At 41.8% G+C, this 16,331-nt stretch carries 9 protein-coding genes; 6 read left to right on the top strand and 3 right to left on the bottom strand.

Annotation, left to right across the window (positions count from 1 at the left end):
- The first annotated feature begins 176 nt into the window (after positions 1-176).
- Complete coding sequence (locus O6P32_RS09740; RefSeq protein WP_269878282.1) at positions 177-2,567, top strand: TonB-dependent receptor; 2,391 nt, start codon at positions 177-179, stop codon at positions 2,565-2,567.
- Between the two features lie 137 nt (positions 2,568-2,704).
- On the opposite strand, the gene O6P32_RS09745 is transcribed toward O6P32_RS09740, so the two are convergent.
- A complete protein-coding gene (locus O6P32_RS09745; protein ID WP_269878284.1) occupies positions 2,705-4,387 on the bottom strand; it encodes a putative transporter in 1,683 nt (560 codons plus the stop codon).
- A 310-nt stretch (positions 4,388-4,697) separates the two neighbouring features.
- On the opposite strand from O6P32_RS09745, the gene mutA reads away from it, so the two are divergent.
- The 4 genes from mutA (at position 4,698) to O6P32_RS09765 (ending at position 11,342) form a co-directional block, all read left to right on the top strand.
- Positions 4,698-6,560, top strand: coding sequence for a methylmalonyl-CoA mutase small subunit (mutA, locus tag O6P32_RS09750; protein ID WP_178265938.1), 1,863 nt, complete (start codon positions 4,698-4,700; stop codon positions 6,558-6,560).
- Between the two features lie 4 nt (positions 6,561-6,564).
- Complete coding sequence (gene scpA, locus O6P32_RS09755; RefSeq protein ID WP_269878285.1) at positions 6,565-8,715, top strand: methylmalonyl-CoA mutase; 2,151 nt, start codon at positions 6,565-6,567, stop codon at positions 8,713-8,715.
- 188 nt (positions 8,716-8,903) lie between these two features.
- Positions 8,904-9,326, top strand: coding sequence for a BACON domain-containing protein (locus tag O6P32_RS09760; protein WP_269878286.1), 423 nt, complete (start codon positions 8,904-8,906; stop codon positions 9,324-9,326).
- A 189-nt stretch (positions 9,327-9,515) separates the two neighbouring features.
- The gene (locus O6P32_RS09765) at positions 9,516-11,342 is read left to right on the top strand and encodes an alpha-1,3-galactosidase-related protein (RefSeq protein WP_269878288.1); all 1,827 of its coding nucleotides are present in this window, start codon (positions 9,516-9,518) and stop codon (positions 11,340-11,342) included.
- Between the two features lie 248 nt (positions 11,343-11,590).
- Here the strand turns inward: O6P32_RS09765 and O6P32_RS09770 are convergent, their stop codons facing one another.
- Both O6P32_RS09770 and O6P32_RS09775 read right to left on the bottom strand, forming a co-directional pair.
- Entirely contained in the window at positions 11,591-12,877 is a 1,287-nt protein-coding gene (locus O6P32_RS09770) for an NCS2 family permease (protein WP_269878289.1), read from the bottom strand.
- A gap of 27 nt (positions 12,878-12,904) precedes the next feature.
- Complete coding sequence (locus O6P32_RS09775; protein WP_269878290.1) at positions 12,905-13,603, bottom strand: nucleoside-specific channel-forming Tsx family protein; 699 nt, start codon at positions 13,601-13,603, stop codon at positions 12,905-12,907.
- A gap of 636 nt (positions 13,604-14,239) precedes the next feature.
- Between O6P32_RS09775 and O6P32_RS09780 the strand changes: the two genes are divergently transcribed.
- Positions 14,240-16,264, top strand: a complete 2,025-nt coding sequence (locus O6P32_RS09780) for an AAA family ATPase (protein WP_269878292.1) — start codon at positions 14,240-14,242, stop codon at positions 16,262-16,264.
- Positions 16,265-16,331: the final 67 nt, after the last annotated feature.

Below are 16,331 nucleotides of genomic sequence, written 5' to 3' on the forward strand. Positions count from 1 at the left end.
CACCCGTCTCCTTGTAGTGGGACGGTCGTCTCCTTGCAGTGGGACGCTTCTTGTATACAGTTCCTTTTACTCTTTCCATTGCATAAAATCCTCATAAATTAGGATTGCACGTTTCACTTGTTCGCACTTACTTTGCAACCGAATTTAAAAACAGTATTAACAGATACAATACGAGGATGAAAAAAAGTGCTTTATTGCTCACACTCACAACTGTAGCAAGTGCTGCAATGGCAGCAAACGAAACAGGCTATGTACCTGAAAGCAAAGATACCACCAAAGTGATAGACATTGAAGAAGTAGTGGTAATTGCTACTCCCAAAGAAAACAACCGCCTCCGTCAACAGGCTTTATCGTCTACTTCATTTTCTCAAAATGAAATGAGAAACAATGCAGTGACCTCCATCAAATCCATTTCCGGACTGGTGCCTAACCTGTTCATCCCCGATTATGGCTCAAAGCTGACCACTTCTGTTTATGTACGTGGAATCGGCTCACGTATCAATACTCCAGCAATCGGATTGTATGTAGACAATATTCCTTTTATTGACAAGTCGGCTTTCGATTTCAACTATTCAGACATCGAACGTATCGATGTAATGAGAGGTCCTCAAGGTACACTTTATGGTAGAAATACCATGGGCGGACTGATTCGTGTCTTTACCAAATCACCTTTCACTTATCAGGGAACAGATGTACGGCTCAGTGCAGCCACATATAATGACTACAAAGCATCGCTTACACATTATCACCGTATTTCTTCACAGTTTGCCTTTTCGGCCGGATTCTTTTACCAGCACAATGGAGGGTTCTTCAAAAACAGTTACAACGGCAAACGCATTGACACCGATGACGAATTCGGAGGACGCATCCGCGCTATCTATCTGCCTACTGAAAACTTGAAACTGGACTTCACCCTTAACTACGAATACACCAATCAAGGTGGATATCCATATATGTATACCGGAAAAACCAGCGGAGAGGAAGATCGTGCAGAATATATCAACCAGATTTCCTACAACCACGAATGTGGATACAAACGTAATCTTCTGAATGCCGGAATGAACCTTTCTTACCAGGCAGACAATTTTATACTGAGCAGTTCTACCGGTGTACAGTATCTGTACGACCAGATGAATCTTGACCAGGATTTTACAGAACTAGATATTTACACCATGATGCAGAAGCAGAATTCCAAGACACTGACAGAAGAACTGGTGCTGAAATCGAAAGCCGGACAACGCTGGCAGTGGACTACCGGTATAAGCGGATTCTATCAGTGGCTGACTACCGACGCTCCTGTAACCTTCCAGCAGGATGGAGTAAAAAGTATGATTGAAGATAATGTAAACAGCATCTTTCCAAGTGGCTCTCCGATGATGCCTACCATGCATCTGACTGTGAACAATCCTACTATGCCGGTACCGGGAAGCTACGATACTCCTATTTTGAACGGAGCCATCTACCACCAATCTACACTGAACGATCTACTGGTAGAGGGTCTGTCTGTAACAGCCGGTCTGCGTTTGGATTATGAAAAGATAAAGATGAGTTACAATGCACATAGTGCCATGAACTTTGACTTCTTATTCAAAATGGGCCCTATGCAGATGGAAAGTAAAAATCTGGATGCACTTTCATCATTTACAGGAAAAGAGTCGACCGACTATCTGCAGTTACTACCTAAATTCACGATACAATATGCCTGGAACAAGCAGAATAATGTATACGTAACTGCCACCAAAGGATACCGTTCCGGAGGATACAACATACAGATGTTCTCGGATTTAATTCAAGGTTCTCTGAAAAATGCCATGCTCGATGCACTGGCTCAAGATCCGAACTTCAGTAAGTTTGCCAGCATGTTCGAAAAGTACAAAGACCAGCCGGCCAACGTCAGTGAAACGGTTCTTTACAAGCCAGAGTATTCCTGGAACTATGAAGTGGGAACTCACCTCACCCTATTCGACGGTAAACTACAGGCAGATTTGGCTGCTTTCTATATGGATACACGCGACCAGCAGATTTCACGCTTCTCAGACAACGGTTTAGGACGAATCACTGTCAATGCGGGAAAGAGCCGTAGCATAGGTGCCGAAGCCTCTTTACGTGCGCAACTCACTGATGCATGGAGCCTGAATGGTAACTACGGATACACGTACGCAACCTTTACCGATTATGAAACGAATGAAAAGTCAGGAAAAGAAATAGTAAAAATAAGCTATAATGGTCACTACGTACCCTTCGTGCCGAAACATACCTTCAGTGTAGGAACACAATATATATGGACATTGCGTAAGAACAGCATACTCGACAATATCACATTCAATGCTAATTATAAAGCAGCAGGACGTATTTATTGGACAGAAAAAAATGATGCCAGCCAATCTCTTTACGGCACACTGAATGGCCGTATCAGCCTCAACAAAGGAAATGGCCAGATAGGATTCTGGGTAAACAACGCACTGAATACCGACTATCAGGCATTCTACTTCGAAACAATGAGTCGTGGGTTTGCACAAATGGGACGTCCGGTACAGGTTGGAGTAGATATCCGCTGCCGTTTCTAAAACAGACTTAATCACACTCTCTATATCCTATCCGGTACAAAGAAAAAACTTTCTTTCTGTACCGGATTCTTTTTTAAAAGAAAATCCGCTATCCGGAAAGAAACCGGATAGCGGATTTTAATTATCTGATAAAAGAATTATCCTGCCATAAACAGAATCAGCAATTGTGCGGTAAGAATACGCAAGAACATAGTCAACGGATATACAGTAGAATATCCTACAGCCGGAGCGTCATTACCTGAAATCTGATTCGCATAAGCCAATGCAGGAGGGTCTGTATTGCTACCAGCAATCAATCCCATCAATGTATAATAGTTCAGTTTATGACCCCAGCGAGCCACCATTCCGATAATCAGCAATGGGATAACTGTAATAAGGAAACCAATACCTACATACAACATACCATCGCCTTCCACAACCATCTGCACGAAATTCTCTCCAGCTTTAATACCGACACTGGCAAGGAACAAAACCAGTCCCACTTCTCGCAGCATCAAATTGGCACTCATTGTTGTATAAGTTACCAGTTTTACCTTGTGTCCGAAACGACCTATCAAAATAGAAATAATCAATGGTCCTCCTGCCAGACCCAGTTTAACCGGAGTCGGTATTCCAGGGAATGCAATAGGAAGACTACCAAACAGAATACCAACCAGAATACCTACGAAAATGGTTACGATATTCGGATGATCCAGACGTTTCAACTGATTACCTAACAGTTCTGCCACACGTTCAATTGCATCCTGAGGACCTACCACCATCACACGGTCACCCACCTGCAAAGTCAGTTGACGAGCCGCAAACAAGTCCATACCCGAACGGTTTACACGAGTCACATTTACACCATACATACTACTGAAATGCAGTTCTCCCAAGGTCTTACCGTTAATAGACGGCTGAGTAACAAGAATACGGCGTGATACCATCGGCTTATCCTGCTTACTCTGCTTGTCCCAGTCTACCCCGTCGATTTTGGGACCAATAAACGCCTGAATAGCTTCAGAATCGTCCTCGGCACAGACAATGTTCATTTCATCTCCCAAACGTAATACCGTATCAGCATTCGGCACATATACATGTCCGTCCTGAAGAATACGGGAACAAACGAAATCACGAGCCAGGAAGTTTTGCACCTGAGACATTTTCTTTCCACTCAAAGCCTCATTCTGTACCTTCAATACAATGTGATAAGGCTTCAGGTGAGGATTAGCTTCCTCCTCCTTTTGGATATCCTCTGCTTCTTTCTGCATATTTACTCTACATATATAACGTATAGCAATCAAGGAAAGAATAATACCCATTACACCCAACGGGTACGCACAAGCATATCCCATCGCAATTTCCGGTCCCTGATAATGCAGCTGTTGGAGAGCTTCGTTCGCAGCACCCAAACCAGGAGTATTGGTAACTGCCCCACAAAGGATACCCACCATCATCGGAATATCAACCCGACCTTGCAGCGCATAATATAATACTAATGCAACCACAATATTCAGGGCTACGATTCCCACAGCCAGCATATTCATGGTTATTCCCCCTTTCTTAAAAGAAGAAAAGAAAGAAGGTCCCACTTGCAGACCAATACAAAAAACAAATAAAATTAATCCAAAGTCTTGTACGAAAGATAAAATAGCCGGATTACCGGTAAATCCGAAGTGTCCGGCCAAGATTCCAACAAACAAGACAAAAGTAACCCCTAATGAGATTCCAAAAAGCTTAATCTTTCCTAAAAGGACTCCAGCCGCAATCACAAAGGCATAAAGTGCCACTATATGCGCGATGGAGTTAGGGTTTGTCAATAAATCTTGTAGCCAATTCATAATATTAAATTCTAAATTTTGCGACAAATGTAGACAAATAAAAAGAATCAATCAACTATTATTTGGTGAAAAAAATTATAACAACCGAGCTTCGTTTTATAAAAGAATATTATCATTCTCCTATTTTAAGTTAATATCCCCAAAAAGATTTCAGGCTCCTTCTTTTCACAATTCTCCCGATATAATATACCAAAAATAACTTCACTCTTTCATTACTCTATGCAATTTATTCGTATATTTGCCCTGCATGGGTTTACAATCATATGCATAGAGAACATTAAATCATAATATCAAAAAAACACTTTTCACTATGGCAGATAGTAAAGAAACACTCTTTTCAGATTTTCCTTCCGTTTCCACACAAGAGTGGATGGATAAAATCACAGTCGACCTAAAGGGAGCCGACTACGAAAAGAAGTTGGTATGGAAAACCAATGAAGGATTTAAAGTAAAACCCTTCTACCGTCAGGAAGATTTGGAAGGAATAAAAACCACAGAAGGACTTCCAGGACAGTTCCCTTATGTAAGAGGAAATAAAAAAGATGACAATACATGGTTTATCCGACAAGATATCCAAGTAAACAATCCTGCAGAAGCCAATGCCAAAGCACTCGATATTTTAAATAAAGGGATTGATTCATTAGGCTTCACAATCAAAGGCGACGAAGTAAGTGAGGAATTAGTTCGCGTACTATTAAAAGATATCTGCTGCGAATGTGTGGAACTGAACTTCTCCACTTGTCAGCGACACACCGTACAGTTAGCCAAAATCTTAGTGGGTTATTTTAAAGAAAAAGGATATAATCCCGAAAAGATTCAAGGTTCTGTCAACTTCGACCCTATCAGTAAAATGTTGAAGAAAGGAAAGGACCTTACTTCTGTGATTGACTCAGCAAAAGAATTGGTAGAAGTTTTAGCTGAATATCCTAACTTCCGTTGTATTGCTGTCAACTCCCTCCTTCTGAACAATGCCGGAGCTTATATCTATCAGGAACTGGGGTATGCTCTCGCTTGGGGAAATGAATACTTAAGCAAACTGACAGAAGCCGGTGTTCCTGCTGATCTGGCTGCAAAAAAAATCAAATTCAATTTCGGTATCAGCTCCAACTATTTCATGGAAATAGCCAAATTCCGTGCAGCTCGTATGCTGTGGGCCAACATTGTCAACGAATACAAACCTGCATGCAAATGTGCTTGTCAAATGCTTGCACATGCTGAAACATCAAGTTTCAACCTGACCTTGTTTGATGCACACGTCAACCTGCTCCGTACACAGACAGAAGCAATGAGCGCCGCAATAGCAGGCATAAACTCTATCACCGTTACTCCTTTCGACAAGGCATACGAAACTCCGAATGATTTTTCTGAAAGAATTGCACGCAACCAGCAGTTGCTGCTGAAGGAAGAAGCACACCTCAACCGTATTGTAGACCCAGCAGCAGGTTCTTACTACATTGAAAACCTGACTGTAGCTATTGCAAAACAGGCATGGGAACTGTTCTTGCAAACAGAGGATGAAGGTGGTATGCTGAAAGCGGTCTTGTCAGAAAGTGTACAGAATGCTGTCAATGCCAGCAACAAGGCTCGTCATGAAGCTGTATCAAAACGAAAAGAAATTCTATTGGGAACCAACCAATATCCTAACTTCAACGAACTGGCAGGAGAAAAGACTCCGGTTTCTTCGTCATGCAGTTGTGAAATCAAAGAAAAAGAAGATACAACTTTTGCAAAACTGAATACCGACCGTGCTGCAAGCGAATTCGAAGCGTTACGTTTGCAGACCGAACACTCTGGTAAACGTCCAAAAGCATTCATGCTTACTATCGGTAACTTGGCTATGCGTCAGGCACGTGCGCAGTTCTCCTGCAACTTCCTGGCATGTGCAGGCTATGAGGTAATAGACAACTTGGGCTTTGCTTCAGTAGAAGAAGGAGTAGAAGCTGCAATGAAAGCACAGGCAGACATTGTGGTTATCTGTTCCAGCGATGATGAATATGCAGAATATGCAATTCCTGCCTTCCAGGCTGTGAACGGACGTGCTATGTTTATCGTAGCCGGTGCACCGGCTTGCATGGAAGACCTGAAAGCTGCAGGCATCGAAAACTTCATCCATGTACGCTGCAACGTGTTAGAAACATTGAAAGAGTATAACGAAAAGTTAGGAGTAAAGTAGTCTCATGAAACCGAATTTTAAACACATTGATATATATGCCGGATTCCAACCACAAAACGGAATGGAATGGCAAAAAGAAAATGGCATCACAGCCAACTGGAGAACACCGGAACAGATTCAAGTAAAACCGGTATATACAAAAGAAGACTTGGAAGGCATGGAACATCTTAATTACGCAGCAGGTATTCCACCTTATCTGCGTGGTCCATATTCCATGATGTATACTTTCCGTCCCTGGACTATCCGTCAGTATGCAGGATTCTCTACAGCAGAAGAATCGAATGCATTCTACCGCCGTAATCTGGCATCAGGACAGAAAGGTTTGTCTGTAGCCTTCGACCTTCCGACACATCGCGGTTACGACCCCGATCATCCGCGTGTAGTAGGTGATGTAGGTAAGGCTGGTGTATCTATCTGTTCATTGGAAAACATGAAAGTGCTGTTCGACGGTATTCCATTGAATAAGATGTCTGTTTCCATGACCATGAACGGTGCCGTACTTCCTGTTATGGCGTTCTACATCAATGCAGGTCTGGAACAGGGTGCCAAACTGGAAGAAATGGCAGGAACTATCCAAAACGATATTCTGAAAGAGTTCATGGTACGTAATACCTATATTTATCCACCTGCATTTTCTATGAAGATTATTTCGGACATTTTCGAATATACATCACAGAAAATGCCGAAATTCAACTCTATCTCCATTTCCGGATACCACATGCAGGAAGCAGGAGCAACAGCCGATATCGAATTGGCTTATACTCTTGCCGACGGTTTGGAATATCTTCGTGCCGGAGTAGCGGCAGGTATCGACATCGATGCATTTGCTCCTCGTTTGTCGTTCTTCTGGGCTATCGGTATGAACCACTTTATGGAAATTGCCAAGATGCGTGCTGCACGTATGTTATGGGCAAAGATTGTAAAACAATTCAATCCGAAGAATCCGAAATCACTTGCCTTGCGTACTCACTCTCAGACTTCAGGATGGTCACTGACCGAACAGGATCCGTTCAACAATGTAGGACGAACTTGTATTGAAGCAATGGCTGCCGCATTGGGACATACTCAGTCTCTTCACACCAACGCTCTTGATGAAGCGATTGCCCTGCCAACCGACTTCTCTGCACGTATTGCACGTAATACTCAGATTTACATTCAGGAAGAAACACAAATCTGTAAGAATGTCGACCCGTGGGGAGGTTCTTATTATGTAGAATCTCTGACCAACGAACTGGCTCATCGTGCCTGGGAACATATCCAGGAAATCGAAAAGTTGGGCGGTATGGCCAAAGCAATCGAAACCGGTATTCCTAAGATGCGTATCGAAGAAGCAGCGGCACGTACACAGGCACGTATCGACTCAGGAGAACAGACTATCGTAGGTACCAATAAATACAGACTGGAAAAAGAGGACCCGATTGATATTCTTGAAGTCGACAATACAGCCGTACGTCAGGAACAGATTGAGAACTTACGCCGTCTGAAAGAAGGACGTAATCAGGAAGAAGTAGACAAAGCTCTGGCTGCTATCACCGAATGTGTCAAGACCGGAAAGGGTAATCTGCTGGAACTGGCAGTAGAAGCAGCAAGAGTACGTGCTACATTGGGAGAAATTTCCGATGCCTGCGAAGTGGTAGTAGGACGTTATAAAGCAGTAATCAGAACTATATCAGGCGTGTATTCATCAGAAAGTAAAAAAGATGCAGATTTCGCACGAGCATGCGAACTGACCGAAGAATTTGCAAAGAAAGAAGGTCGACGCCCACGTGTCATGATTGCCAAAATGGGACAAGACGGACACGACCGAGGTGCCAAAGTAGTAGCAACAGGATTTGCAGACTGCGGATTCGACGTAGACATGGGACCGTTGTTCCAGACTCCGGAAGAAGCAGCACGCGAAGCAGTGGAAAACGATGTCAATGCAGTAGGAGTTTCTTCTCTTGCAGCAGGACACAAGACACTGATTCCGCAAATCATTGCCGAGCTGAAAAAAATGGGACGCGAAGATATCCTCGTCTTTGCCGGAGGAGTTATTCCAGCACAGGATTATGACTTCCTGTACAAAGCCGGAGTCATGGCAATCTTTGGTCCGGGTACATCTGTAGCCAAATCAGCTTGTCAGGTAATGGAGCTGTTACTCGATACTGAAGAATAATTTTACCCTCTTTAATAAGGAATCTCCTGAGTATCTTATGGATATTCAGGAGATTTTTATTTTATAAAATGTAACAGACGCATAAGTTCCCCAAGAAATACATCCGTTTTTTAATAATAAACTTTCCAAATATCATTTACAATCCATAAAAAACGTATCTTTACCAATAAAACATACATTTAATCGCTATGAAACTCTATTTTTCTTATTTGAAAATGATGCTTTGCATTGCAGTAACCGCTCTTTTTTCCGTTGGTTGCAACGAAAATACAAATGACTTTCCGCCACTCGAAGGAAATATCATGATTACCCAAGCTACCGAGCAAATACAAACCGCTCCTCAAACAGCTTCCGAGTGTACCATACATTTTACAACCTTGCAGGACTGGAATACCACGCTTTACATGGAAAAAGAAGAAGTAACCGATGAAGACTGGATAAGCATTACCCCCACATCGGGCGAGAAAGGAGAACATGTTATTAAAGCGGTCTTACTCGCCAACGACAAGGATTACGACAGGCTAGCTACCATAACCATTTATTGCGGAGGGGAGTCGATAGAATGCCGCATTACCCAAACAAAATCCGATTCTCCTTCTGAGGATAAATAAGATATATCGAGATATCTATAAGATGACCTCCCAGACTTCTCCATTATGTACAGCAGTCTGTGGAGGTTTTCTGATTTCTGTTATTACCTTTTTATGCCCATCCGAGACTTACCTTTAGGGTATATCCCCAATTATTTGTATCTTCGAACTCCATTTAAACAAATTATGATTAACACAAAAAATAGGATTATGCAAAAAGTCATTATCTTTTCATTGTTTTTATTTCTATGCTTTTCAACACTCCTCGCACAAAATGAAGAAAAGACACCACAGTCTAGAACCATTTCTCTGACAGATTACGGAATTAAGCCAGGCAACAGCAAGTCTTTGGGATACAAGTTGTTTAAGGCCATTGAGAAAATAAATGGGAATAGAGACAAAAACGAGAATATTACCATTGAATTTGCTCCGGGAGTTTACCATTTTTATCCCTCCCCAAAGATACAAAGGGAATATTACATCTCAAACCACGACCAAGACAATCCTAAGTTTGTGGGAATAGCTTTAGAGAATACTCAAAATATTACAATAGACGGTAAAGACTCTCAATTCGTATTTCACGGTGTAATGCTTCCATTATCTATATTGAATACTCAAAACTGCACAATAAAGAATTTAAGTATAGATTTCGAAAATCCTCATATATTCCAGATTGAGATTGTAGAAAACAATGGTACAGCAGGAATGGCTTTTCGTCCGGCCGAATGGGTAAAATATCGTATTACCCAGGATTCTATCTTCGAGGCTTACGGTGAAGGATGGACCGCACGCCCCAATTCTGGAATTGCTTTCGAAAAAGATACCAGACATATTGTGTATAATTCCAGCGACCTGTCCTATTCCACAAAAGGGATATATAAACTCAAGAAAGATAAATATGCAGATAAAGGAGAAATCCTTTATGCGCCCAACTGGAAAGATGAAAAGAAAACTCTTTTGCCGGGCACTATAGTAGCAATGAGAACATGGGAACGGCCTACTCCAGGCGTGTTTGTCTCAAATTCAAAAGACATTATCCTCAACAATATAAAAGTACATTATGCCCGCGGAATGGGACTTTTGGCTCAGCTTACGGAGAATATCACTCTTGACGGATTCTCGGTATGTCTGAAAGGAGATGACGACAAGCGATTTTTTACTACACAAGCCGATGCAACACACTTCTCGGGTTGCAAAGGTAAGATTGTATCTGTAAACGGATTATACGAAGGCATGATGGACGATGCAATAAATGTACATGGCACTTATCTTAAAGTGGTGAAACGTATTGATGACCATACTCTGGTAGGCAGATATATGCATCATCAGACATGGGGATTCGACTGGGGATTTGCAGGGGATGAGATTCAGTTCATTGCCTCACAGACTATGGAAGTGCTTGATGGAAGCAATAGAATCAAATCCATCACTCCCTACGATAAAGAATCAGTCAGCGGAGCTAAAGAATTCAAGATAATCTTTGAGAAGCCGGTCCATAAATCCATTTCCGAAAAAGGAGACTTCGGAATAGAAAATCTTACATGGACTCCCGAAGTTTACTTTGCAGGTAATACGATACGCAACAACCGTGCAAGAGGCAGCTTGTTCAGCACTCCGAAAAAGACTGTTGTGGAGAATAATATTTTTGACCATACTTCAGGTACTGCCATTTTATTATGCGGAGATTGCAATGGATGGTTTGAAACAGGAGCATGCCGCAAGGTGATTATCAGAAACAACAAATTCATCAACTCTCTTACAAGTATGTTTCAGTTTACCAATGCAGTGATATCAATTTACCCTGAAATCCCCGACCTTAAAAAACAAATAAAATATTTCCATGGTGGGAAAAAAGGTGCCATACAGATAACTGATAACGAATTTGATGTATTCGATGCTCCAATTCTCTATGCCAAATCGGTAGACGGGCTTATGTTCAAGAATAATATTATCAGAACAAATACCGAATATAAGCCTTTCCATTGGAACAAAAGCAAATTCCTGCTTGAAAGAGTCAACAACGTAGAATTGGAATAAGTAATAAAAGGCGCCGGTAAACGTCGGAGACTTCAATCGACGTCGCCGGTTGTAAAGTCGCCGTTGTTGGCCGTACAGCCGGCGATGCCGAATGTGCAGCCGGCGACGTCAGCTAAAGCAAGCAAATAAAAACATGAATCTATGTTCATGGCAAAGAATGGCTTTCTTAATTGGATATAAAAAAGAATGAGACCGTCTCAAAATGATTTTGAAACGGTCTCATTCGCATATAATGATATCGACAAACACTACATAAAAAACTTAAAGACGAATATCACAGCCAAAATATACATAGCCGGTGACAGTTTCTTAAAGTTTCCGCAGCATAAATTCAGTAATACATAGCTTATCATACCTAATACAATACCATCTGAGATACTATATGCCAGAGGCATAAAAATGATACAGATAAATGCAGGTATGGCTTCTGAATAATCCAGCAAATCGATTTTCTTGATAGAAGACATCATCATCAGTCCTACCAGAATCAAGACCGGAGCAGTAGCAGCTCCCGGAACAGCCAGAAAGAATGGGGCAAGAAACAGAGCCAGCAGGAAACATACGGCTGTAACAAAAGCGGTCAGTCCGCTACGTCCTCCTTCGCCTACTCCCGAAGCACTTTCTACAAATGTAGTAATGGTACTTGTTCCCAACACTGCACCGGCAGTTGTTCCAATGGCATCTACCAAAAAAGCCTGTTTCAGATGAGGTATTTTTCCATTCTTATCGATCATACCTGCTTTTGTAGTTACTCCTACCAGAGTACCGATGGTATCAAACATATCCACAAACAGGAAAGTAAAGACTACCACAACCATTTCCTTGGTAAAAATCTGGTCCCACTGGAACTGACAGAAGATAGGACTGATAGAAGGAGGAGCACTGATTACCCCATCCAAATGAGTAAGTCCCATCGGGATACCAATTACAGTAGTAAGCAAAATACCAAAAAGCAAAGCTCCGCGTACACGTTTAATCAGCAGAATAGAAGTAATGGCCAATCCAATCATTCCCAGCAATGGAGAGCCGGAAGTAATATTTCCCAAGCTGATTAAAGTGGCATCGTTATTCACAATGATACCGGCATTTTGCAAACCGATGAATGCAATAAACAAACCGATACCCGCTCCAATGGCATTTTTCAATGTAGTCGGAAGCGCATCTACTATTTTCTCACGCAGGTTGGTAACAGTCAACAAAATAAAAATAATACCTTCTATCAATACAGCTGTCAGGGCAAACTGCCACGAGTAGCCTAAAGTAAGACAAACCGTATATGCAAAAAAGGCATTCAATCCCATACCGGGAGCCAATCCAAAAGGAAGCTTTGCATAAAAAGCCATCAACAAAGTAGCAAGAGCCGATGCCAAAACTGTAGTAGTAAACAAGGCTCCTTTGTCCATACCCGCAGCACTAAGTATATTCGGGTTCACTGCCAGAATATAGGCCATGGTCAGAAAAGTGGTAATACCAGCCAGAATTTCTGTACGTACACGGGTGACTTTAGAATCAAAACCAAATAATTTTTCAAGCATGATAATTATTCCTTACCGAAAAACAAATTAGAAACTCCATTTCATTGCCAAGGTAGGGATGTAGTAAAAACCGTTGCGTGTAGCAAAGTTTGTACTCAACTCCCATTCTGTACCTACACTCAAGTTCAAGTCATCATTTACATGCTTAAACTTGTTCAAGTTCACCCAGAACTGTGGCTCACTTATAAAGATAAAATCATGATTGTTTCCGTGTACGTCGGTATGTTTCTCACGCCAGAAATCTACGAAACCACTGAATGTATACTTTTGGTCGCAGAAATGCATTGTCCATGTGCCTGTAAGCTGGAAGTTATGAGGTTTTGCATTTTTCTGAATATACTTATACAATACCTGAACTCCAAACACACGTGAGAAGTCAGCGTTGTTCCAGTTGTATGCCGGACCAGCCAGAAAAGCATTATTAATATAGTTCAGTCCTCCATTGTATTCTACATGTGCAGAAACCGGTGCTTTCCAAAACTTCAACTCACGGCTGATTTCCCAATACGCTGAAGATACCCCCTTATCGGTATAATCCATATCCACAAAGAAATAAGTACTACCCCATTTATCTGCTTTAAACATTTCTACAGTGGTAGTAACCCACGGACGACCTTCCAAAGAATTGTACATGGCACGTCCCAGATCATAGTGCAACTGAATGTTCTGTGCTTTTACCACTCCGGCAAAGCAAATCATCACGACTAATAAGAATAACTTTTTCATTAAACAACTGATTTTATTTTAAAATTGAGCTGCAAAAGTACGAAATTTCTGTTATATAACATAATATATCCTATCTATTACCTCAAAACCCGGAATTCAATAAGCAGACAATTGTTCTTTCGTTGTTACAAAAAAATTACAATATGTAGCGTTTCCGGCAAAACAATTGACTTGAATCAATAAAACAGGATATAATGCAAACTTTATAAAAGAAAGCGTACCAAGCCTGCTAAAAAGAAGTATCTTTGTAGTGTCAAAATTAAAGATGACAAAAAGGTAAAATAATTGTTTTAGGGTATTAGAATAAAAAGGTTAGACCAAAGGTAAACCGTGAGGCACACCTGAGGTGTTTTTAAGATTTTCAGGTATTTGTTTTATTAAAAAAGAAAGGGTAACATTATGAAAAAGGTAAAAAGTATTTTTAAGAAAATAGCCAATGCAGATCCTATGATTTGGGGCTATGTAATGCTGAACGAAAGTTCACGCAAGTAATTAAAAACAGCTGACTCTGTCAGCTTTATGAAAGGAAATCCCAAGCCGAAAGGCTTACTATAAATCAAAGTGGTTGTACACATACAACCACTTTTTTTATTTCCTTTTTGTACTTATCTTTGCACGAAAAGGATGAATCCGGTTATGGCACACCAAACTATAGATACCAATAATGCAGAGTTTCAGGATGCACTGAAACTGATACAATATACCCACCAGTCTGTTTTTCTTACCGGAAAGGCGGGTACAGGAAAATCTACTTTCTTGAAATATGTGTGCCAGCATACCAAAAAGAAACACATCGTACTGGCTCCTACCGGTATTGCTGCTATCAATGCAGGAGGTAGTACCCTGCACAGTTTCTTCAAACTTCCGTTTTATCCATTGTTGCCAGACGACCCGAACTTCAGTCTGAAAGGGGGAAAACTGCATAGTTTCCTGAAATATCCGGCGGAACACCGCAAACTGATTAAAAACATCGAACTGGTTATTATCGACGAGATTTCCATGGTCCGTGCCGATATTATCGATTTTATTGATAAAGTACTACGGGTGTATTCGCAGAACATGCGCGAACCTTTTGGAGGGAAACAGCTTTTGCTGGTAGGCGATGTATATCAGTTGGAACCTGTCGTAAAAAATGATGAAAGGGAAATCATCAACCGCTTCTACCCTAATCCTTACTTCTTTTCGGCTCGTATCTTCCAGGAAATGGAACTAGTGTCTATCGAACTGACAAAAGTATACCGGCAAACGGACAAAGTATTTGTCAACGTACTCGACCACATCCGTACCAATACAGCCGGAGCTGCCGACCTGCAACTTCTGAATACGCGCTATAATGTGCCTTTGAAACAGAAGGAAAACGACTTGTACATCACTCTGGCTACACGACGCGACACGGTAGACTATATCAACGAACAGAAACTTGCCGGACTTCCGGGTGAATCTACAGTTCTGAAAGGAGAAATTCATGGAGAGTTTCCCGAAAACAGTCTTCCTACTCTGATGGAACTGGAAGTAAAGCCTGGTGCACAGATTATCTTCATCAAAAACGACCAGGAAAAGCGATGGGTCAACGGAACAATCGGAACGATATCCGGCATTTCGGACGACGGTATTCTCTATGTCATTACAGAAGAGGGTAAGGAATTTGATGTGAGAAAAGAAAGCTGGAGTAACATCCGCTACCGTTACAACGAGGAAGAGAAAAAGATTGAAGAAGAAGAGTTGGGTACATTTACCCAGTATCCTGTCCGACTGGCATGGGCCATTACCGTACACAAGAGTCAGGGACTTACATTCAGTAACGTAATCATAGACTTTAGCGGAGGAGTATTTGCCGGAGGACAAACGTATGTGGCTCTGAGCCGCTGTACTTCGCTGGAAGGAATCTGTCTGAAAAGAGAGATTACACGGGGAGACATCTTCGTACGTCCCGAAATCGTATCCTTTGCCAAACAGTTCAACAACAAACAGGCCATAGACCGTGCCATGAAGCAGGCACAGGCCGATATACAATATACTTCAGCCGTAAAATCTTTCGACAAGGGAGATTTCCCCGAGTTTCTGAATCAGTTTTTCAAGGCAATCCATTCGCGTTACGACATAGAAAAGCCACTTATCCAACGGTTCATCCGCAAAAAGCTGAACATTATCAACAAGCTGAAAGAGGAAAACAGACTTCTGAAGGAACAGATGAACCAACAGAAGAAAAATCTGGAAAAATATGCCCACGAATATTACCTGATGGGAAACGAATGCATTACCAAAGCACATGATGTACGGGCTGCCCTTGCCAATTACGACAAAGCCATCGAACTTTATCCCGAGTATACAGATGCATGGGTACGGAAAGGTGTAACTTATTTCGACGACAACCGGATGGCTGAAGCGGAAGAATGTCTGAATCAGGCAGTCAAACTACGCCCCATGGACTTTAAGGCTGTATACAACAGAGGAAAGCTTCGCCTGCATACCGGCGATACAGAGGGAGCACTGACCGACCTCGACAAAGCAACAACCCTCAAGCCTCAGCATGCAGGAGCACACGACTGCTTTGCCGATGCACTCGACAAAGCGGGAAAAGAGAGTGAAGCAGCCTTACACTACCGAATTGCAGAGGAATTGAGAAAGCGCAAGGCTTCCCGTTCCGACAATCCTGCATAAAAACAGTTCTTTGATATACATACAAAAAGAAATGCCATCCGGAACCCAAAAGTTCCCAATGGCATTT

Origin of the sequence: Phocaeicola acetigenes (genome assembly GCF_027529745.1) — a bacterium.
GTDB classification, from domain to species: Bacteria; Bacteroidota; Bacteroidia; order Bacteroidales; family Bacteroidaceae; genus Phocaeicola; species Phocaeicola acetigenes.